9 protein-coding genes, 1 tRNA gene and 1 pseudogene are annotated in these 21,254 nt (G+C 59.0%); 6 read left to right on the forward strand and 5 right to left on the reverse strand.

Annotated features, from left to right (window positions below):
* Positions 1 to 52: 52 nt before the first annotated feature.
* Together BM400_RS10020 and BM400_RS10025 are read right to left on the reverse strand one after the other, a co-directional pair.
* Complete coding sequence (locus tag BM400_RS10020) at positions 53 to 3,409, reverse strand: TonB-dependent receptor (RefSeq protein ID WP_245781799.1); 3,357 nt, start codon at positions 3,407 to 3,409, stop codon at positions 53 to 55.
* A gap of 229 nt (positions 3,410 to 3,638) precedes the next feature.
* Complete coding sequence (locus BM400_RS10025) at positions 3,639 to 4,064, reverse strand: helix-turn-helix transcriptional regulator (RefSeq protein WP_175528951.1); 426 nt, start codon at positions 4,062 to 4,064, stop codon at positions 3,639 to 3,641.
* A gap of 201 nt (positions 4,065 to 4,265) precedes the next feature.
* On the opposite strand from BM400_RS10025, the gene BM400_RS10030 reads away from it, so the two are divergent.
* The 5 genes and pseudogenes from BM400_RS10030 to BM400_RS21630 all read left to right on the forward strand — a co-directional run bounded on the left by BM400_RS10030 (position 4,266) and on the right by BM400_RS21630 (position 14,910).
* Positions 4,266 to 4,339, forward strand: a tRNA-Gln gene (locus tag BM400_RS10030).
* A gap of 1,035 nt (positions 4,340 to 5,374) precedes the next feature.
* Positions 5,375 to 5,663, forward strand: a pseudogene (locus BM400_RS22970) (diguanylate cyclase).
* A gap of 187 nt (positions 5,664 to 5,850) precedes the next feature.
* Complete coding sequence (locus tag BM400_RS22040) at positions 5,851 to 6,027, forward strand: hypothetical protein (protein ID WP_175528952.1); 177 nt, start codon at positions 5,851 to 5,853, stop codon at positions 6,025 to 6,027.
* 605 nt (positions 6,028 to 6,632) lie between these two features.
* Entirely contained in the window at positions 6,633 to 14,369 is a 7,737-nt protein-coding gene (locus BM400_RS10045) for an ice-binding family protein (protein WP_089838965.1), read from the forward strand.
* 166 nt (positions 14,370 to 14,535) lie between these two features.
* Positions 14,536 to 14,910: a DoxX family protein gene (locus BM400_RS21630; RefSeq protein WP_175528953.1), complete on the forward strand. Its 375-nt coding sequence runs from the start codon at positions 14,536 to 14,538 to the stop codon at positions 14,908 to 14,910.
* Between the two features lie 297 nt (positions 14,911 to 15,207).
* Here the strand turns inward: BM400_RS21630 and BM400_RS22045 are convergent, their stop codons facing one another.
* Positions 15,208 to 15,348 carry a hypothetical protein gene (locus BM400_RS22045; protein ID WP_175528954.1) on the reverse strand — a complete coding sequence of 47 codons (141 nt, stop codon included), beginning with the start codon at positions 15,346 to 15,348 and terminating at the stop codon, positions 15,208 to 15,210.
* 1,119 nt (positions 15,349 to 16,467) lie between these two features.
* Between BM400_RS22045 and BM400_RS10060 the strand changes: the two genes are divergently transcribed.
* On the forward strand, positions 16,468 to 18,207 hold the full coding sequence (locus BM400_RS10060; RefSeq protein WP_175528955.1) for an FG-GAP repeat domain-containing protein: 1,740 nt from the start codon (positions 16,468 to 16,470) through the stop codon (positions 18,205 to 18,207).
* Positions 18,208 to 18,700: 493 nt separating this feature from the next.
* On the opposite strand, the gene BM400_RS10065 is transcribed toward BM400_RS10060, so the two are convergent.
* A complete protein-coding gene (locus tag BM400_RS10065; RefSeq protein ID WP_089838973.1) occupies positions 18,701 to 20,371 on the reverse strand; it encodes a TIGR03118 family protein in 1,671 nt (556 codons plus the stop codon).
* A 116-nt stretch (positions 20,372 to 20,487) separates the two neighbouring features.
* Positions 20,488 to 21,222 carry a cupredoxin domain-containing protein gene (locus BM400_RS10070; RefSeq protein WP_245781800.1) on the reverse strand — a complete coding sequence of 245 codons (735 nt, stop codon included), beginning with the start codon at positions 21,220 to 21,222 and terminating at the stop codon, positions 20,488 to 20,490.
* Positions 21,223 to 21,254: the final 32 nt, after the last annotated feature.

Raw genomic sequence — 21,254 nt, forward strand, 5'->3', positions numbered from 1 at the left:
GAAAGCCCGGCCTCTCGACGAGGGACCGGGCTTTTCTGCTTCCGTGTCGAGCCTAGCGGCTTAGCTTGAGAGCGAACTGCACAACTCTTTGCTCGGCGCTCGTGGCGGTGATGCTTCCGAAGGCGGCTGCTCCAAAGCTTCCATTGGGTTGTGCAAAGGCGGGGGTGTTGGCAAGGTTGAAGATTTCGCCACGAAACTCTACGTCGGTCTTCTCGTCGATCTTGGTGTGCTTGACGAGGGCCATGTCTAGGTCGCGATACGCCGGGCCGCGCACTGGGTTGCGTGAGGCGTTGCCGAGGGTGAATTGCGGCGCCGTGGCGAAGGATGCGGTGTTGAACCACTTTGCTGTTGAGCGCTGATTGGACGGCAGGGCGGGCTGGGCGATGAGGTTGGGGCGCTGGAGCGCGAAGCCCGCGAAAGCGTTGTTGTTGGTGGCCTGCGTGACGGTGACGGGCATTCCGGATTGGAGCGACATGATGGCGTTGACGGCCCATCCGCCAAGCACGGGGCGAAGGACGCCGGAGGACGCGAAGCGGTGTCCCTTGCCTGCGGGCAGCTCGTAGGTCGTGCTGAGCGAGGTGACGTTGGGCATGTCGCCGTTCGAGGAGTCGCGTTCAAGATAGGGGCGGAAGGTGTCGGCGGCGATCAGCGAGCTTGAGTTGGGCGACGAGAGGACGGTAGACGAGAAGACCGAGGACGCATCATCGATGAGCTTGGAATGGGTGTAGGCGAAGAGGAAGGTGAGTCCGTAGGCGAGGCGTTGCTCCACCTTGGCTTCGAGTGCGTTGAAGTTGGTTTGGCCGGAGTTGTTGCGGTAGGTCGCTACGTTTTGGAAGCGCGGGTAGGGCTTAAGGAGCTGGGCTGCTGCTACGGTTTTGCCGCCGATGGAGCTGGAAGAGGGTATCTGGCCGTAGTAGGGATTGGTGACGGCGCCCGTGAGCGAAGTGGGGTTGGTGAGACCTGTGGCGAGTTGCGCCGCCGTGAGTTGATTGAGGTTCGAGTCGGGGATACCGACGTGAACGATGTGGGTGCCGACGTAGGCGATGTCGACCGAGAGATTGTGGGTGATCTCACGTTGGACGGCCACGTTCCACTGTTGCGAGTAGCCTGAGCCCGCAGTGCGGTTTACGGTGTAGACGCTTTGGCCTAGGCCCGCGGCCTGCGTGAGGGGGATGGGCGCTACGGTTGGGCCGCTCGATAGGGCGAAGGCGGCGTTGATGCTGTCCTGCGTCTTCTGCTGCACGTTCTGGATGAAGGGGAACTGCGGAACGGTGAAGGGCGTGGTGATGCCGGACTGATCGATGAAGACGATGCCGTAGCCGGAGCGGAGGACCGTCTTTGGGGTGAGCATGAAGTTCAGACCGATGCGAGGGGCGAGGTTGTCGTAGTGCAGTTCGCGCGCGCTGCGTGGGTTCCCGTTCTGGCCAACGTAGTCGAGTTGCTGGGTCGTGAGATTGAAGATCGCACCCTGGTTGGTCTTCTCCGTAGAAGGATGATGGAGGGTCCAGCGGGCGCCGATGTTGAGGGTCAAACGATCGGAAGCACGCCAGTCATCCTGGATGAAGTACTCCTGGATGGCGTCGCGGGGACGGATGGTGCTGGACTGAAGATCGATGGAGAAGGTGTCGACCTGGCCAAGCAGGAAGCTGGCGATGGCGTTGCCTCCGGTGGTGGTGGTAGCCGTGGTCGTCTGGGTGTTGGTCCCGGTGGTGGTGAAGGCAAAGGAACCGGTGGGGTTTGGTGGGGAGACGGCATTCAACTGGTACCAGCGGAAGTCGAGGCCAGCTTTGATAGCGTGACGTCCGCGGTTGACGACAACGGCGTCCTCAAGCTGCCATACGCCGGTCTGGTATTGCGAGAAGGTGCTGGCCGCAGGGCCGAGTTGCTGGAAGCCCGTAAAGGTGAAGAGGGGGAGCGCGTCGTTGAAGGCGGCGTTGGTGGGGATGCCGGGAATGCCGAGCGCTGCAGACGCCGTGCTCGAAAGGGTGGGACCGGCGATGTTGTTGCTGCGGCGTGTGTATCCGAGATGCAGGTCGTTCAGCAGGTGATCGGTGAAGGTGTGGGTTTCGCCGAAGACGGCCTGCTGGCCGAGGACGTGCGAGAGGCCGGCGACGTTGCCGGTGCCCAGGACCGCGCCTGCCGTAGGGCCGGAGCCATCCGGCAAAGCGGTGATGGGCTGCTCGACGTCGCTGAAGTAGGTGTAACGTGCGAAGGCGTGATCGTGCGTGCCACGTGCTCCGTCCACGCGGACGTCGAACTGATTCTGGTGGTCGGCGTCGTTTGCGGTGCGGGTGTAGTTGTTCGCAGCGCCTGTGGTGGTGGGTGTTGGAAAGCGTGCGAGGAGAGCTTTTGCCACGGGGTCGAGTGGGGCTGTGATGATGTCGTTCGCGAATTCAGGACGAATGTATCTTCCGCCAACTACTGTTGTCTGCAAGGGGTTGTAGATTTTTGCGACACCGGTGAAGATGCCTTGCCGTTCGGCGAGGGTTGGGATGGTGGATGTGATGGGCTTGCCGATAAGAGTCTTGATGCCTTGGTAGTCGCCGAAGAAGAAGAGACTGTTGTGCCGTACGGGACCACCGAGCGTGGCTCCATAGAGATTCTTGCGGTACTCGGGTTTGCGGCCCGTTGTTGCGAAATAATTGCGGCTGTTGAGTGCTTCGTTGCGGAAGAAGTCGTAGAGGCTTCCGTGGAACTGGTTCGATCCGCCGCGTGTGGATACGTTGACCACTCCGCCGTTGAAGCGACCGAACTCCGCGGGAACGTTGTTGGCCTCGACGGTGAACTCACGGATGTCGTCGACGATGGGGAAGAAAGCTACCTGGCCGGGTTCGGGCTGGAGAGCGGAGATGCCATCGTAGAGATACTCATTGGTGCGTGGACGCCCTCCGTTAATGCGGGGAAGAAGGGTTCCCGGGGGAAGGGAGACGCCGGGTGCGAGTGCGGTGAGGTTGATGAAGTTGCGGCTGTTGAGGGGGATGGCCACGACGGTCAATCCAGGCAGGTGGGTTTCGATGTCGGAGACGGATGCCTGCAGAAGCGGCGCGTCCGCGTTCACGGTAACGGTGGTTTGTTCGCCGCCTGCAGTCAAGGTCAGGTCAACTTGAATCGTATCGCCCACCAGTGCAGTGAGCCCCGTGCGGCTCAGATGCTGGAAGCCGACGGCGGTGACGTCGATGCTGTATCGACCGGGTGCAAGTTCTCCGAAGGAGTAGTCCCCTGAGCTTGAGGTGGTGGTCTCGCGATGCGTTCCAGTCGCCGTCTCCGTGAGAGCGATGTGTGCCTTGCCAACGACCGAGCCGGATGCATCCAAGACGCGGCCTTGCATGCGTGCGGCGATCTGTGCGGATGTATCCGACACGGCGAGGAGAAGCAAGATAAGAGCAGGGAACAGGTGCTTGATTTTCACGCGCGAAACTCCAGTCGACGCAACGATTCGCCGCATCGGGTTTGATCGAGGGGGTAGGCGAACGAAGACACACAGAACTGCGCGTCGAGACAACCTCAATAACTGATATCTCGAATTTATACAGTTAAAATCGTATGGTCAATTGATGCGAACCTGTCGCAGCGGACGCCGCATCGATGCGGGCGGAGCGTGGATGGATGCGGCGTGGATCTCGAAAGAGGGAGGAGTACTAGGAGGGATCTTCCAGGCGTTCAATCATGACGTCGGTCGATTTGATGAGGGCTGCGGCGCTGTCACCCTTTTTCAGCTTCAACTCACGCACTGCATTCGCCGTGATGATGGCGGTCACGGTTTGATCGCCCGCTTTGAGAATCACCTCGGCGAGCAGGCCTTCGATACGGACGCTGACCACTTTGCCTGCGATCTGGTTCCTTCCGCTGACTCGACGGAAGCGTTGGCGTGAGTCCGATGGGGCTTTGGCATCGTCTTTGGCGAGGAATGGCTTCAGCGCAGACTCTGCGATGCGATGGTGTCCTCCGGGTGTTGGAACGGTTTTCAGCTTTCCACCGAGAATCCACTGTTTGATGGTTGGGTAACTGATCCCCAGCATCCGTGCGGCTTCTCTCGGCGTCAGCATCGGCATTGAGCTCTTCATCGCAACAGGCTAGCATGCGCGATGGGCATTCGGGGATGGGGCACCTGGGGCGCCGGGTTATCGTTTGTTCAGTCCAGGACTGAGAGCATTCGCGATTCTGCTGGGATTTAGACAACCGCTTTGTACGTTGACCTATGAGCGGGAAGACCGTACACTGAATGAGGTTGTCAGCGAGTAGATCGCGACGCCTAAACAGTCTGTTGCCCCCTCGTTCAATGGTAGGACAGTCGGCTCTGAACCGATCAATCGGGGTTCGAATCCCTGGGGGGCAACCAGCGAGTATGAAGATTTCAGGCTCGATGATTTGTGAAACAGCGGTGGGGATTCGGCTCGAGCCTCCAAGAGACAAGAAATCACCAAAATGGCACGCTTTTGCGGTTCCCGCATAATCGTCTCAACACGGTTTGGATTTTGGGAAAACTGAACGATTGCCGCTGCGAGACATCTAGCGAAAGCGAACTGTGGGGAATGGGTTCTGCCCCTCAGAGGCCTCACCTGGGCCCCTGCTTTCCAAGCCGAATATGGTCGCTTAGTCGTGATTGCTCTTGCGTCAGTTTGCTCGTGCCCAAACAGGATTGCCTTGAAGTGAGCTCCGTTGCGGCGGTCGGAACTGGAGCATTCTCTGCCTCGCATTCGTCTGCGGCGACGGCAACACAGTCGCGAAGCGGAGCGGTGTTCACGTTCAGGTCGGAGCCGAGTTCGGCGTATGGAGTCTAGGAGACCGGCTGACACCTCCCGCGTGTCTCACTTTCGGTCTCGGACCTCCCTGATGTAAGTGGTGAATTCTTCGGATGTTGCACTCGTTTTCGATTCTTGTGTTTCTGTCGAATGTGAGAGAGGTCAGATTCAATGTCCGCTATCGCTTTGCTCACGCCGGAAATCCCTCACAGGCCGAAGCCCAATTCGCCAACGAGACGAGGAACATGCTCGCTCCTTTTCGGCACTTCGCATCGTCGCTTAACCTATGCGCTCTCAATTTTGCCACTGAGCCGACAATCCGAATCCCAGCCTTAGCCGCGCGGCTTCTCGTCTAGACTCCTGATGAAATGAGCCGTGGCAATGCCGTCAAGATCATTCCCGTTCAATTAGAACCGACGACGCAGGAAGCCGCCGATCTGCTGAACGTTTCACACCCCACATCCGCTGAGAAGACACGCCGACCAGCCGGCTGTCAGCAACCGCTCCGGGTTGGTCCCCGTGCCAATGGTTCCGGGAACGGTAAGCCTGATAGCGAGGTGTTTATCGATGCTGTGGGCTGATCCGTCGCGCCCTTCCGAAGCCTGGATCTTGGCTGTGTACTGTACGCACTGATGCCGCTGGATGTTGATTACTTCAAGTTCTTCAATGATACGAACGGGCACCTCGCTGGAGATCAATGTCTGAGAGATCGCGCAGAGACTGAAGGCACGCATACGGTGCGACGCGGACCTGGTGGCGAGTTTCAGTGGAGAGGAGTTCGTCGTCCTTATGCCCATGATGGATAGAGCGTGCGCCGTCAGCCTCGCGGAGAAGATCTTGCAAGACCTTGCTCGTCTTGCGATCCCTCACCCGGCAAGCCCGCACTCCGTGGTGACCACGAGTATCGGTCTTGCCTGCTGAACTGCCTGACAGGTTCTGGATGAAGATGCTTTTCTTCAAAGCGCCGATGAAGCGCTCTGGCAGACGTATCGTAGAAAACGCGTCTGCGTGAATGATCTGGAGCTGTTTGTTCAGCCTCCCATCGCACCTTCACACATACCTGAACAAACGATATGAGAACGGCTGTCAGTCGACTTCCTGCAGCCAAATGGCTGTTGAAGGCGCTATCTGGCAGATGGCCACCGCCGCCGGTGGCAGCGTGCGCGACAGACGTTTCTGGACCTTCGCTGCTACCGGAGAAGCCTACCCGGTGTTCGGAATCGGCTGCGATCACAGCCGTCTCTTGGCTTCTCGTTGCCGCAGTGAAAGACGTATCAACGATTGATCAAAAAGAAAATTTTCATAAACCAATCGGAAGCGCGAAATAAAACACGCAATCGTTTGCCAGGTTTACTTCAGTTTTATAAACATATAACTCATTTTATTGCGTATAATAAAAACACGGTCAATATTGCTCACTGTTAGATGCATCACGGTATGCACGAGAGCGGCGTCGTGATTATGAGCCTCCAAGTAGCAGATACGGGCATCACCCATGTTGTCGTGGATCGCTGAAGGATGAAGCACGTATCGCACGCAGATGTGGAGCGTTTCTCTCCTCTCGCTGGCGTTGCCTATCTTCTTGACACATAGATTGAGATCTCTATGGGGAAGACGGCCAATTCTGGCTGGGTAAGGCAAGGGGGACTGGCAAGATGAACCACGCGCATGAAGCTTCACGCTTGTCTGGGCGGAAGAACCTTATCTACATCTCTTGCTCTGCCTACTGGTGAGCACCCTCTCAGTTTCACGCACGCATCGCCTCTGACGAGTGCCTAGTCGCAATCCATTAAATTCTCTCCTCGTTCGAAGAGATGATCTCTCGCGCGCTTGCTCTTTCGAGCAGCCGACAACCCGCGCCTTAACATCCGCACTCCAGAAAGTAGATCCATGAAGAAGTCGCCCGCGTTTGCCCTCTCAATTGTGTTTGCCATCATTGCGCTGTTTTTCGGCACTCCTCCTGATGCGCTCGCCGCGGGCAACACCATTCGTACCGTCTACACCACGAGCGGTCCGGCGCAGGACTGTTCGGCAAGTCTGCTGAATCAGTACTCTCCCAGTGCGACCAATCTCTGCTGGAGCGGCACAAACAGCAGCAACTACAGGGCTTTCAGCCTGCAAGCCCTGCAAGCTGGAGTCGAGACATTCCCGCTCGCCACCAACACCACGCCAACTCTGGAGCTGTATAACGACACATCCAGCACTACGGTCAGCCTGAAGCTCGTCGGCAATATCGGTTCCAACCAGCCGATCAGCTGTCAGGGCATAACCGGCAGCACAGGTTGCGAAATCTCTGGTCCGAGTGGCACGTTTAACTCGCAAACGAGCCCTGATTCGACCGCGACCTACCCCGCTGCAAGTTCGAGCGGTTCCTGGCCTGCTGTCGTGACCATCACCTTCTTCGGCGTTCCGATGAATTCCTACGTAGGTCTGCAATGGGCCTCGTGGACGGGCGTGGATCAGACGGGCATCTCCTTCGGGGGACAGGTGGCAAACTACGCGAGCGCAGTCTCTTCCTGCGGGGTTACCCCGGCCGCAACCACCGTGAAAGGAGTGGTGTACGCGCCCAACGGTGTCGATCCTCTTCCCAACGCGCTTGTTTCCATCCCCAGGTCTGCGCCTGGAGCTCTTACGTCTGGTACGCAATGCATCCAGGCGTCCGCGGTTCCCTTAGGCGGTGTCATCACCTCGACCGTTTCGGCGGCAGATGGCACGTTCACTCTCACTGGCGTCCCCTCGGGCGCGAACATCCCAATCGTCATCCAGGTTGGAAAGTGGCGCATGCAGCGAACGATCGCCACGGTCGCCGCGTGCGGCAATACCCCACTCGCCGCACTTTCCACCACTCTGCCGAGCAATCAGTTCGCGGGCGATATTCCGAAGATTGCCCTCGTGACGGGATCGGAAGATGCCATCCAGTGCGTCCTCCGCAAAACTGGTGTCCTCGACTCTGAATTCACTAACAGCAACGGTACCGGCCGGATCAATCTATTCCTGGGCGGCGGAAATCCTGGTTCCAGCATCGATCCCGCGACTCCCGGACAGGAAGTTCTCGTGGGGAACCCGGCTACGCTCGGCAACTACGACATGGTGATGCTCCCATCGCAGGGAGCCCTCTACCCTCAGACCAGCGCCGACCTGGCCAACATCTACGAGTGGGCAAACATCGGTGGCAGGCTGTTCGCGTCGCACGATAGTGTGACGTGGCTTGCGAATAATCCACTCTCAGGAGTGGGCTTCGGTGCCGCGGCCCAGTGGGATTCCTGGCAAGCCAACGCCTCCGCCGACTCCGCATCGGCCACGGTTAACAGCGGCTTCCCGGCTGGCTCCGTTCTGTCCACCTGGCTAGGCTCCTTGATCGTCAACCCCTCGAATGGTCCTGTTACCTTGCCAACCGCCTATGTAGATCAGCTTGGCCCAATCGCTCCCACCCAATCGTGGCTCAGCCTGAACGCAGGCCTCACGCCCACCGGTCCAGCACATCCCTCGATGCAGTTCACCTTCAATACGCCCGTGGGTGCTGCGGCTGAAAACCAGTGTGGGCGCGTCTTGTACACCGAATATCCCACGGTGAAGACCAATGCAAACGGAAGCACATTTCCAGCCGAATGCAGCGCTTCGCCGATGACGCCAGAAGAGCATCTGGTAGAGTACTCACTCTTCGACCTCTCCAACGCCATCACTCCTGTCGTGGCCGCGTCCGCGTCGCAGACGTTTACAAACAGCCCCTCTTCCTTCAAGCAGGGTGATAGCGCAGATCAGGTCACCATCGCGATCACGAACACCAGTTCGGCGGTCGCGCTCGGATCGACCTTGGTCGTCAACGGTGCGCTTCCTTCCGGCGTGACGGTGAACACCTCTTCCTTCGTCTCAGGAGGCTGGAGCTGTAGCTCGAAATCCAGCGGCAGCGCCTTCACCTGCACGCGCTCGAGTTCTCTTGCCGCAAGCGCTACCGATCTGATCTCGATCCCCGTCGCCGTAGAAGCGACCTATCCCGTCGGCACAAGCGCTTCCCTCACGGACATCGTCTCAGGCGGCGGACTTCCTTCGCCCGTTGCGGGCAGCGACTCGATCAGCATCACCGGACTGTATTCCCCGTCGAACTGCGGTGCCTCGCCCTGTACCCCCGCAAACGGAAATTCTCCGGCAGCCAACCCGCTCGGCATCGCGAATGCCTATAACCTGATCGCCCTGAACGGCAACATCAGTGACACCGCCGACATTACCGGAAGAATCGCTGCATCCGGTCAGGTCACGCTTGCCACCACCATCGGGACGGCGCTGCGTGATGGCGATCCATATGTGGCCTTGGCTTCGGGGAATGGCGGCCCATGGGCTATCGTCGCCGCTGCCGGCATCCCGACCAGCGATTCGTTCAACATCAACGCCGGCGGCAACGTCTATTCCTTCACCCCCACTTCGGCCGGTTTCAACTTCGCCAACGAGAACTACTCCGGAAGCATCTACTCCGGATCTACTCTCGTCACGGACGGTACCTCTCCCATCGACTTCTCCTCCCTCTCTGCCTGGATCAGCAGCCTGAGCAGCCAGCTCTCGGCTTCGGTTGCGAACGGAATGGTTTGCTCCGTCGATTCCACCGGGACGATCATTCCGGACAACGGTTGCCCAACCAACCCGATCTACTTCAACTCCAACTCGCAGCACTATAACCCCTCGTGGCTCGTGCTCTACGGTACCGACGCCACCACTAATGTCTTCAACCTGACGCAGGCCCAGTTCGAGACCAGCAACGTGAACCTTGACATCGAGGTCCCGACCGGCTCCACCACGGTCATTAACGTCACCGGTGCCGACGTCACGCTGCACACGGACCTGTACTTCCAGGGCAATACCGTCACCAATGCAAACGCAGGCACGATCCTGTACAGCTTCCCGGCTGCGAATTCATTGACGATCAATGGACAGCTCGACGGGACAGTCCTTGCACCGCATGCGGCCCTCAGCGGCTTCAGCCAAATGGGCGGCGTGTTCCTCGCAGCCAGCATCGGCTCGACCGGTGAAGCACATTACATTCCCTTCACTGGCACGCTCCCGAACAGCGGCAGCACTCCTTCTACTCTGACCGTCACCGGTCCTGCTGTCACCACTGGTGAAGTGGGTGCCCCCTTCAACTCTGGTCCGTTGACTGTCACCGGGGGCACCAGCCCTGACACCTTCACGGTCGTCGGCACCCTTCCGGTTGGCCTGACGCTCAACCCCTCGACGGGCGCGATCACCGGAACCCCCACCACCGCCGGTACGTTCTTGGTGAAGGTCACCGATGCTGCCGGTGCCACCGGCACCAGCAGCCCGATCACCATCAACCCGGCCTTGGCTGTCAGCGGCCCAGCCGTCACGACTGGTGAAGTGGGTGCGCCCCTTAACTCCGGACCGATCACCGTCACCGGCGGAGTCGGTCCCGACACGTTCTCCATCGTCGGAATCCTTCCGGCTGGCCTGACGCTCAATCCGTCCACCGGCGCGATCACCGGTACGGCCACCACCGCTGGCACGTTCTCGGTAAAGGTCACCGACGCCGCAGGTGCCACCGGCACCAGTAGCCCGATCACCATCAACCCGGCATTTGCCGTCACTGGTCCTGCTGTCACTATTGGTGAAGTCGGTTCGGCCTTTAACTCTGGTCCGTTGACCATCACCGGCGGAGTCGGTCCTGATACGTTCTCGGTCGTCGGTACGCTTCCCGCCGGCCTGACGCTCAACCTGTCTACAGGTGCGATCACCGGCACGGCCACCACCGCTGGCACGTTCTCGGTAAAGGTCACCGACGCCGCAGGTGCCACCGGCACCAGTAGCCCGATCACCATCAACCCGGCGTTTGCCGTCACTGGTCCTGCTGTCACTACTGGTGAAGTCGGTGTGGCCTTCAACTCTGGTCCGCTCATCGTCACTGGTGGAGTCGGTCCTGACACGTTCTCCATCGTCGGAACGCCTCCCGCCGGCCTGATGCTCAACCCGTCCACCGGCGCGATCACCGGCACGGCCGCCACCGCAGGCACGTTCTCGGTGAAGGTGACCGATGCTGCTGGTGCCACGGGTACCAGCAGCCCGATCACCATCAACACGGCCCTGGCTGTCAGTGGCCCAGCCGTTACGACTGGTGAAGTGGGTGCGCCCTTTAGCTCCGGACCGATCATCGTCATCGGCGGCGTTGGCCCTGACACGTTCAAGATCGTCGGCACCGTTCCCGCCGGCCTGACGCTGAACCCCGCAACCGGAGGGATCACCGGCACCGCTACCAGCGAAGGCACGTTCTCAGTGAAGGTCACCGACGCCGCAGGCGCCGTCGGCACCAGCAGCCCCATCACCATCACTCCGGCAGCGTCGCTCTCGGTTACGAAGTCAGCAGATAGTGCCAGCATCGCAGCCGGCGGCATTGCCGGATACAAGGTGATTCTCAGCAACGTCGGCTCGACAACGGCTTCCGGCCTGACACTCAGTGACCCCCTGCCCGCAGGCATTGGAAACGATATTCAGTGGACGATCGACCCCACCACCGGCAATCCCTCTTCCTTCTCCATCACCGGTTCCACGACGAATCAGCAGCTCGTCATGAACGGAACGATGTCGGTGCTAGCTGCTACCACGATCACGAATACCGGTCCGACCATCATTACCGGGGATATTGGTCTAAGTCCCGGTACGTCGATTACGGGCTTCCTCCCGGGCGTTGTGACAGGAGCGACCCATGATACGGACGCGGCCGCGGCCACTGCCAAGCTCAACCTGATTGCTGCATACGTTGCCGCAGCCGGTAAATCAGGCGGAATCACGTTAGGTGGAGAACTCGCGGGACGGACCCTGACCGCTGGGGTCTACATGTCAGCCTCTTCGCTCTTGAACTCGGGTGATCTTATCCTGGATGCTCAAGGCAATCCCAACGCGACGTTCACCTTCCAGATGGGGTCGACGCTGACCACCATGAGCGGAAGTCACATCATTCTTGCGAATGGGGCTAACGCTTGCAATGTGTTCTGGCAGGTGGGTAGTTCGGCGACCCTGGGAACTTACTCCGTGTTCAAGGGAAATATCTTTGCCCTGACGTCCATCACGGTCACCACCGGCGTGAACCTCGAAGGCACGGCTTTGGCCCGGAATGGCGCGGTCACTCTGGACTCCGATGTTATCAGCGGTTGCGGGCAGAGCCTGGCAGCGGGGGCGTCACTCGCAGTTCATATCACCGGAACCACGACCGGCAACGATCTAAACTCCTCGACGAACACAGGCATCCTAAACAATACGGCAACAGTCTGCGCTGCGAACGCTCCCTGCACTCAGTCAACAGCAGCCATCACCCTCAACCCGGCTCTCGCCGTCACCGGTCCTGGTGTTACTACCGGTGAAGTTGGTGCAGCCTTCAACTCGGGCCCTTTGACCGTCTCGGGCGGAACTGGCCCTGATACATTCTCGATCGTCGGGATACTTCCCGCCGGCCTCACCCTCAACCCGTCTACCGGAGCCGTCACCGGCACCCCCACCAACGCAGGTACCTTCTCGGTGAAGGTCACCGACGCTGCTGGTGCCTCCGTTACCGGTAGCTCGATCACCATCAACCCAGCCCTATCTGTCACTGGTCCTGCGGTCACGAGCGGTCAAGTCGGTGCGGCTTTCAACTCCGGTGCGACCACCGTCTCGGGCGGAACGGGCTCCTATGCCTTCTCCATCACCGGTACACTTCCAGCCGGCCTCACCTTCAACCCTTCCACCGGTGTTGTCATCGGTACTCCCACCACAGCAGGTACGTTCTCGATCAAGGTCACGGACGCTGGTGGTGTCAGCGGAACCAGCAGCACCGTCACCATCGGCGTCAGCCCGACGCCCTCGCTCTCCATCACAAAATCCGCCGACAGTGCCAGCATCACAGCCGGAGGCGTTGCCGGATACAGAGTGATCATCAGCAACGTTGGCGCCATGACCGCATCCGGCCTGACGCTCAGTGACCTGCTCCCTGCAGGCGCTGGGGGAGATATCCAGTGGGCGATCGACTCCACGACCGGCAATCCCTCTGCATTCAACATCACAGGTTCTATCCCCAATCAGCAGCTCGTCATGAATGGAACGATGTCTGTTCTGGCTGCGTCCACGATCACGAACACTGGCCCGACCGTCGTTACCGGGGATATTGGTTTGAGTCCCGGTACGTCGGTCACAGGCTTTCCCCCGGGCGTCGTAACAGGCTCTATCCACGCTGCCGATCTCGCCGCAGCAACCGCCCAGACCAACCTGACGAACGCATACCTTACCGCAGCAGGTAAATCAGGCGGGATCACGGTAGCCGGAGATCTCGCGGGGCAGACCCTGACCGCTGGTGTCTACACGTCAGCGTCCTCGCTTGCGAACTCGGGTGATTTGATCCTGGACGCTCAAGGTAATCCAAACGCGACCTTCACCTTCCAGATGGGATCGACGCTCACCACCATAACCGGAAGTCACATCATTCTCGCCAACGGGGCAAACGCCTGCAATGTGTTCTGGCAGGTGGGTAGCTCAGCGACCCTAGGGACCTACTCCGTATTCAAGGGCAATATCCTTGCCTTGACCTCCGTCACCGTCACGACGGGCGTCAACCTCGAAGGTACAGCTTTGGCCAGGAATGGCGCGGTCACGCTGGACTCCGATGTCATCAGCGGTTGCGGGCAGAGCCTGGCATCCGGTGCGTCGCTCGCCGTTCATATCACCGGAACAACCACCGGCAACGATCTCAACCCCTCGACAAATACGGGCGTGCTGACCAACACGGCAAAGATCTGCGCGACGAACGCTGCCTGCGTCCAGTCAACGGCAGCGATCTCCATCAACAGCACGACGGTTATGTCTATCACCTGCCCCGCAGTCACCAGCGGTCAACTCGGCGCGGCCTTCAACTCCGGTGCGCTGAGCGTCTCCGGTGGAACCGCCCCCTATACGTTCGCCATAGTCGGTACACTTCCAGCTGGCCTCACCCTTGACACCTCCACGGGCGCCATCACCGGCATCCCCACCGTAGCAGGATCCTTCTCGATCAAGGTGACGGACAGCAGGGGAGCTACCGCAAGCACCTGCACGTTCAACATTGGTGCTGGGTACAGCCTCACGGTCAACCCATCCTCCGTCACGGTCGTGGCGGGGCAGACAGCGATCACAACCTTCACCTTCAGCCCGTACGGCGGATACACAGGCACTGTCAGCTTCGCCTGTGCTGGCCTGCCACTCGGCGCTACTTGCACCTTTTCGCCATCCAGCCTCACCGCCAATGGTTCAAACACAGTGCAAACCTCAATGTTGAGCATCACGACAACCGCCAACGGCATTGCGACGATCGCGCGGAACGAGGTCTCTTCGTCGCCCACCCTTGCATCCATCCTCGTCCTTCCCGGCTTGCTGCTTGGAGGTCTCCTGGGATGGCGTCGACGGTCTCTGAAGCGTGGATTGAAAGGCATGCTTCTCATCACACTTCTTTCGGTCACCTTTCTTGGAGGAGTGATAGGCTGCGGGACCAACATCATGTACAGCACACCCGCCGGGACGAAGCAGGTCACCGTGACCGCGCAGACGTCCGCCACCACCACAGCCCCCAACGGATCGACCGGCAATCAAACCGCAACCTTCACCCTGATCGTCACGCGCTAGGGATGATCAGGATCCGGGGCTGAGCAGGAATAGGAAGTAGAGCGGAGCGCTCAACTGACCCATAAGAGCGCAATATCTGGTCCGCGGCTTTGCCGCGGCCAGAGTCTCCGAGATCGCGACGGCTTCGCTATCTAGGTCAAAAAGTTTGCACGAAATGAGGACGAAAATGCATTATTTACGGACCGCTCTCCAGTTGATTGCTGCCTTGGGCTTGCTGAATGTATGGCTTGTTCGATCGAGAAGAAGCAGCGCCTATCGCGGGGGAAATGCAAACTCGATGCGAAAGGAATTCATTGTTTATCGATTACCCGGATGGGTCATGTACCTTGTGGGTGCCATGACGATCGGCTCCGCAGCATGTTTGATCGTAGGGATCTGGGCGCATGTTCTTATACTTCCTGCGGCGCTGTTGGTTTGTGACCTGATGCTCGCGGCTTTGGTAATGCACTTGAAGGTAAAGGATTCGCGGATAAAGTTCCTTCCAGCATTTGCCATGTTCACCTTGGGTCTTGGTATCTGCTTGCTTTCCCGCCAACCCTGACCTGACAGACGCTCAAAATCTCCCGGGCAGGCTGCCTGGTGGACTCTTGCTGTTCAACCATGGAGAGTAGGGATCGTAAGTTTCTCATTTTGCTCGAGGCAAAAAACATTGCTCTCTGGGTTCGCAAAAAAAGACTCTGTTGCAGAGCGTGGTTGCTTCAGAGGCATGGTGCAGCCGCTAATGGTGAACTTGGCCTCCTGCTGACGGCCTTCTCGCGTGCATCGAGGTCTTCTACGGTCCCGTATCATCGAATGATCTCGCCGCCCTTACCAGTTGCGGAGATCCCTTTGCGCACATTCAACGCCGGCCACCCGAATGCTTCTTCACGCTATAGCGGATGTCGATCTGCGCTCCAGTGACTAGAGCACGGCGCAGCACGACAAGGGCTTGACCGACTTCGCTGTGCAGATCGTTGAGCCAGGCCGCGAGCCGTTTCATTCAAGCTGACGTAGCGGAGGTGGCAACCAAGGAAGCATAGGCCAACGGGTGCTCCAGCGTAGATCGCCTCTAACTGCGAGAGGCGTTGTGTCGGGACAGCCTCGACACTGGAGATATTCCAGGCGTTGGTCTGCAGTTCTCCCGAAACGCTGGTGCGCGGACGGTCAACCTTGCCCAGACGAATGCGGCCTGCGTGCGCCTTGAGCAGAGTCAGACCTGCGCCCGGTCGGCCACGCTCCTGCAACTCCTGCGGTTTCTCATCGAGCATGCCGACTCCTTTGGCAAAGGCCCAAAGGAGACCTATATCGGCAGCGTGCTCTATGCTCGCGAGGGAACCTATAATCCCCGTTTCGACTCCATTGTCAGGGTCAACGTCAAACGGCTCCGCGCACGTATGGAGAAATACAGGCAAGGGGAAGGGAAGCACGATCTTCAGCGAATCGTTATTCCTGTCGGATCCTACAGGGTTGTGCTCGAAACTCGCGTAGTCGAGCCTTCCGTACCTCCCTTTGTTTACGATCCAAAGGTCCATGGCGAACGCCGCGCCGCGCACACGCGTGCACCATCTCGAACGCTTCCTTGATCTTGTACGGTGCCGCAGCCATGCCTGCTTTTGGATCGATCCTGCATCCCCATCATTCGAAGAGGGTTAGGTCTGTTTCATCCATGTGTAACCCCTTTGGTGCCGCGTAGCGGCGGATCAATGCTACGGTTTGATGTTCCCTTCAAGAGGTCAAGGATCGTTCCCGGATTTCTCGTTTCCTAGCCGAGCCAGCCCGTTTCCTCTGCTTTTTGTTCTCTGCAGGCACACCGTTTTTTTAAAGGTTAGAACGCGGCCGGAGCTTCTTCCGGGCTACGCGTCAGCCGCATCGCGCCTTGTTACAGCTTGCCGTCCTATCCAGGAGTTCCATCCCGATGCTGTCTTTCGCCCTCCGCTTTTCGTCTGTTATGTCCCCCTCCACGACTTCCTTCCGCGCATGCGCAGCCCTCAGCTTGAAGCGGTGCGGCCACGCGGCGCTGTTGCTTGTGACAATGGGAGGGCTGCTTTTGGGCGTGGACAACAAGGCAGACGCTCAGGTGCAACCAAGACTAGCCGTCACAACCCCACTTCCGACTACCATGACGCTCGCGATCGCGAAGGTCGCGTCCCCCTCCGTGGCGATCACCACCGTCGCATCCGGCACGCCGATCGCCTTGACAGCCACCGTTTCGACCACTGGCGGAATCCTCAGCGGGCTTGGTCTGGTTAATTTCTGCGATGCGTCGGCGGCCCACTGCACCGATATCCACCTGCTGGGCACAGCTTCGGCGGTCGCTGGTGTGGCCACCCTCCGGTTCGTTCCAGCCTCTGGGGTCCGCAGCTACAAAGCTGTCTTCATGCCCACGCATCTTGCGGCGACGTGCACATCGTCCGTTCTTCCTTTGACGGTGACCGCAGCATCACCCACTGCTCTAGCCGTCCTGACGTCCACCGGATCCGCCGGAACCTACAACCTGACGGCAGAGGTCACCGGAAGCAGCGCTATCTATCCGACCGCGGTCCAGCTTGTGGATCAGAGCGCCCCTGCCCCCGGCGTACTGTCGAACGTATCCCTGGTCCCCGCCTCCTCGAGCGTAAGCTTTGCTCGATCCTCTACGGAAACCGTCAACGAAGGCCTGGATCAGGTGCTGATTGGGGACTTCAACGGGGACGGCATCAATGACGCCGTCGTGTCGAGTACTTGCTGTGGCAACTACAACGTGAACTACACCCTCACACTTCTCATTGGGAAGGGCGACGGCACGTTTCTTCCGAATCCTCATATCTTGAATCTGAGCGCGGGCATCAACCCCATTTCTGCCTTAATGGCTGTCGATTTGAACGGAGACGGTTCCCTGGATCTCGTTGTTGAGACTTCCTTCCAGGTGCTGATGCTGTTCAATAATGGCGTTGGCGTCTTTTCGAGTCCTCAAATCATCCCAGGATTAGCGGGCCTCTTCGGAGGGGCATTGGGGTCGGGTGACTTCAACGGGGATGGCATGCTGGATCTCGTCTTCGCCAACCTTGTGAGCGGTGCCGTGCAGATCTCCTATGGCACCGGCGGGGGAGGCTTTTCGTCCCCAGTCACCGTGTTCACGACCAGCGCTCAGGGACCGGTAGCCTTGACGGTCGCAGACTTCAACAACGATGGGAACGCGGACATCGCCATCGTCGGGAACTCGGTGAATGCGGTGTACCTGGGCACGGGTACGGGCACCTTCACGCAATCAAGCAGCCTGAACACCACCGCAAACCGGGGCCTGAGCATCGTCGCGGTAGACTACAACGGCGACGGCAATACCGACCTGATCACATCCGATCAAGTGAACGACATCGTTATTTGGCTCGGCAAGGGCGATGGAACCTTCACTCGAAGCGGCGGCATCTACAATGCGGCGCACTACTTTGGGCTAGCCGTGGCAGATTTCAACGGTGACGGCATTCCCGATTTGTTCGCGGCGACCGGATGGCCCCTCGGTCAAGTTTGGATGGTCACGCCAACGGGAGCTCTCAATCCCGTGAGCTTCCCGCTCCCGGACGGGTCCTATGTGAGCGCAATCGCCGCCGGAGACCTCAACCGCGACGGCTATGTGGATCTTCTCGTGGGTTCCAATATGGATGTGGGTAGTACTTCCGCTCCATCACTCGTCCACGCATACCTGAGCTGCGCCACCTCCATCTCCACCGGGACGGCCACGGGCGTCACCCTCTACGGGAATGGAACCCACACTGTGGTGGTGCAAGCCGGAGATGCCACGTATAGCCCGAGTACTTCGCCCGCCCTATCGCTCACCGGCATCTCCGTGCCCACGACCCTGACCCTGATTCTTATGCATTAGGTCTGCTGCCGTAATGATCTGGCCTGCCAAGTCGCGCTGGCCAACTGTTTGGCATCGACCCAATCCGTCTGCGGCTTTCCTCCGACACAGACAAAGACTCATCCGCTATCGGCATCGGTTTTCTCTGCGAGATCGAACGACTTCAAGTGGAACACCATGGCTAGCGGTGAGCTCTCAAAAAACAAACGATGATGCTACCTTTCCCTTCCGGGCTTTCTGCCATCAAACGAGGCGAACGTATCAATGGAGTGAAGCTGAAGCGTCTGATCGACGATGTTTCGTCTCGTCGGATGAACAGGGTTTCCGCTCTGTGGAAAGAAAGTATCTTCGTGTGAGATTCAACAGGAGTGGCTTCTGCCGCTCCAAAGACCGTCGATCTACTGTGTGCTTCTGAACGTCTAGCCGGGGGCATCCACAAGTCGGATGCCCCCGGCTGATGTGCAAATTGCATTGGGGGACAAGGAGTACAAGGGCGTTCGTCGGTTGCGAGCGACTACTGAACGGTCAGGTTGACTGTAGATGTGTGACTCGTTGATCCAGAGGTTGCTGTGATCGTAACGGCCGATGTTCCGGCCGGAGTGGTGGTATCCGTATAGGAGCAGCCCGTAAGTGTTGCTGCAGTCAATGCTGCGCCAACGAGCATGAGCATCCACTTGGTTGAGATCACAGTTTTCTTGCGTCCAGCCAAGAACAGAACCCAGGTGAACGGCATAAAGGCCAGCACTGAATAGGGGCTGTTGCCGGAGCGATGGAATGGAGCAACCTCGTTGCTGGCCTTATAGCCGCTTGTGGAGATGGTGAGCGTCTCCGTGGCACTCGCGTTCGGCGTTACGGTCAGTGTCGGCGAACTGAACGTGCACGTCGAGTTAGCGGGAAGTCCGCTGCAAGCGAACGTGACTGGACCGCTGAAACCGTTGATCGGGGCTACTGCAAGGGTAAGTGTGGTGCTGGCATCGTTCGCAACAGTGGCCACGGAGGTTGAGGTGCTGAAGCCGAAGTTGGTGGTGCCGCCGGTGGCCGCGTTCTGGCTGATCGAGCCGAAGACACCGTGCGTCTCAGCGTCGAGACCCGCTGCAAAGTAGAGGGTGTTGCTGTCTCCGACGTTTGTGGAAGAGGGAGTGCTTGTAGCTGTACCTTTGCCAAAGACTAACTCCCAAAGGCCAACGTAGCTGTTGGTAGCGCCTGCGCCAGGATATTTATTGAGGATGGGAGATCCGCTGGCATCGGCGATCTGACCGAGATAAGCGTAGGTGTTCGGGTCGTAGACATTGATGAGACCGTCGCCGAGATTGCCGACGAGAAGGTCGCCACCATAGATGCCGAATCCTGCGGGAGCAAGTGCCATACCCCAGGGTGCATTCAGATTGCCGCCCGTGATAGCTCGCTTGATGAAGTTGCCATTGACATCGAAGACGCTGATGAAGCCGGTGTTGGTGCCAAGCGTCTCGCTGTAGGTGGTCGTCGACCGCAGCATATAGGTGACGTAGACCTGGCTGGAGATGATGTGGACGGCGTAGGGGGCATAGCCTGCAGGTACATTAGGATCGGTGAAGGAACCGGCGAGTGTGGTGGCCTTGAACGTCTGGTCATAGACCTCCACGGAAGCACCCTTGCCAAAGTTGGTAGCTAGCAGGACGGTGCCCCCCGCGCTGGGGTCGAGTGCAATGTCTGTGTAGACGGCGCTCGCGGCGGAGTTGTCGATGGCTTTCAGCGAGATGTTGCCGCTGGAGAGTAGGCCGCCATTCCATCCCCAGATGGAGCCGTCCAACGAGGCGAAGAGGAAGCTGGCCTTCGAGTGGTTGGAGAGCACGAAGCCCGTCGTGGTATTGAAGACGGTTCCGGTGGGCTGACCGACGCCGGTGCCCTTCGCTGCCGGGATGGTTGCCTTGAACTGTATGGCACCGTTGGCAAAGTTGACGTAAGAGTATCCGGTAACAGCGGTATCGATCCAGAAGTCGTTGCCCAGGGAGATGCCCCATGGGTCGACGAAGCCAGCGTCGGTGGTGGTGGCGGGAACGTAACCGTCGGAGATGATGTTGGTGAGGCTGTAGCTGCCGGCTGTTTGGGCAATGCCGGAGGCGGCGGACAGGCTGAGGATGAGGACGACCGCGATCTTGAAGAGGAACGCAGAAAAGTTGAGAGTTACGGTGGCTTGGTTGGTCATTGGCAGTCCTCCGGGAGTAAGTCGCCAGACGCACAGGCTTGGCTCGACTCTCAAAGTAGAACCGCCGCAGAGGGGAGTTGTCAGGAGAATGTCTCTAGCTTGTCATTTGTTTTCCTTCAATAAGGAGAGCCTTCTGGGTGTTGCGAATAGGGCTTTCCGAATTTGTCAGTGTGTGCCTGTTGCGGCTGAAGTCGAATCTCGATCAGGCCAGCATCGGTATTCCCTGCGTCCACCTTGAGACGGCGCGATGCCTTCTCGAGGCTCGTCGCGGTTGCGCCTTCCACCCATACCTTGAGCAGGTACGCTCCCGGGGGCACCTGGTGCATCTCGATCGACGCCTGTGTCGCGAGCGCGAAGTAGGGCGTTGACACCGACACGATGACGGCCCCCATCTCCGGATGGATGTTGCAGAAGATGTAGGAGACGCCCTCGCGGTTGAAGGGTACTGAATGTGTCGCGCCTGTTTCGTACAGACCGAGATCGAACCGGCGACCATTGAAAAGAGAGAACACGTTATGGAAAAACGGGTCGCGGTTGGGGAAGGATACGAGGCTGCCAGTGGGAATCACCAGAAGATGCGGTTGGAACATCTTGTCCTTCTGAACCATCTGGAAACTCTTGCCAGACCCCAGCTTGACGCTAGGATTCATTTGTCCTTCCGCGCCGACCGGAGAGAGCCAGAGCACTACCGGAGCGTTGGCCGAAGGCGCGAGCAATTTTCCGTCGGCTCCTCTCACTGTGAAGTGGAAGGTAACATCGGCATTCCTCTGGGCGGCTGCAGGATGCGCAAGGATGCTGGCTATGAGGACGAATGCCAGCAGAACCTGTACGCTCCGGCGATAGATATTCACTGTTCTACGAGTGTGCGGCATGATCGGACTGC

Source organism: Granulicella pectinivorans (assembly GCF_900114625.1).
GTDB lineage: Bacteria > Acidobacteriota > Terriglobia > Terriglobales > Acidobacteriaceae > Edaphobacter > Edaphobacter pectinivorans.

Bases quoted from the DNA above. Each gene is read 5' to 3' on its own strand.
- BM400_RS22040 (WP_175528952.1), top strand. From the start codon at position 5,851: ATGGCTGTTGAAGGCGCTATCTGGCAGATGGCCACCGCCGCCGGTGGC.
- BM400_RS22045 (WP_175528954.1), bottom strand. From the start codon at position 15,348: ATGAAACGGCTCGCGGCCTGGCTCAACGATCTGCACAGCGAAGTCGGT.
- BM400_RS10025 (WP_175528951.1), bottom strand. From the start codon at position 4,064: ATGAAGAGCTCAATGCCGATGCTGACGCCGAGAGAAGCCGCACGGATG.
- BM400_RS10045 (WP_089838965.1), top strand. From the start codon at position 6,633: ATGAAGAAGTCGCCCGCGTTTGCCCTCTCAATTGTGTTTGCCATCATT.
- BM400_RS21630 (WP_175528953.1), top strand. From the start codon at position 14,536: ATGCATTATTTACGGACCGCTCTCCAGTTGATTGCTGCCTTGGGCTTG.
- BM400_RS10065 (WP_089838973.1), bottom strand. From the start codon at position 20,371: ATGACCAACCAAGCCACCGTAACTCTCAACTTTTCTGCGTTCCTCTTC.
- BM400_RS10060 (WP_175528955.1), top strand. From the start codon at position 16,468: ATGACGCTCGCGATCGCGAAGGTCGCGTCCCCCTCCGTGGCGATCACC.